At 54.0% G+C, this 570-nt stretch carries 1 protein-coding gene; it reads right to left on the reverse strand.

Features of this window, described 5'->3' with window-relative positions; all coding sequences use genetic code 11:
* Nucleotides 1-298 (reverse strand): ATP-binding cassette domain-containing protein (locus NZM05_12695; protein MCS7014473.1); only part of this gene is annotated, 298 nt, incomplete at its 3' end.
* Nucleotides 299-570: the final 272 nt, after the last annotated feature.

Genomic DNA, 570 nt, shown 5'->3' on the forward strand with positions numbered 1-570 from the left:
TATCGTAGATACTCATCGGGAACGGGTTCGGCTTCTGGAACACCATTCCGACGCGCTTGCGCAGGTCAACGACATCCACATCGGGGTCGTAGATATTCTTGCCATCCAGCGTCACCGTGCCTGAAATGCGCACCCCCTCGATAAGGTCATTCATGCGGTTCAAGCAGCGCAAGAAAGTGCTTTTGCCGCAGCCCGATGGACCAATCAGCGCAGTGATGCTGTTGGAGCGAATGTCGAGGTCAACGTCCTTGAGCGCGTGAAAATCGCCGTAGTAGAGATTGAGTTTGCGTGCTGCCATGCGCGCAGGGGGCGTCGCCTGCGCATCTGAGGTCGCCGACTGTGTCTCCGAAATCACTCGCTCCACCGTATATAGGATACCTTTTGGGGCTGTTAAGGGAATGTTAAGGAGGTTGCACTGTTTCGCTGGGAAGGCTTAATTCACGCTATAACCAAACTGACATCCTGCGGGCTAACCCCAGCTGTACTCAGTAGAATGTGAACAGCCCGACATAGATTTATCGCGCTATCGTGCGTTTCCACATAGATTGTCCCTTGCGCAGTGCTGACTGC

The organism is Chloroherpetonaceae bacterium (assembly GCA_025056565.1).
GTDB lineage: Bacteria > Bacteroidota > Chlorobiia > Chlorobiales > Thermochlorobacteraceae > Thermochlorobacter.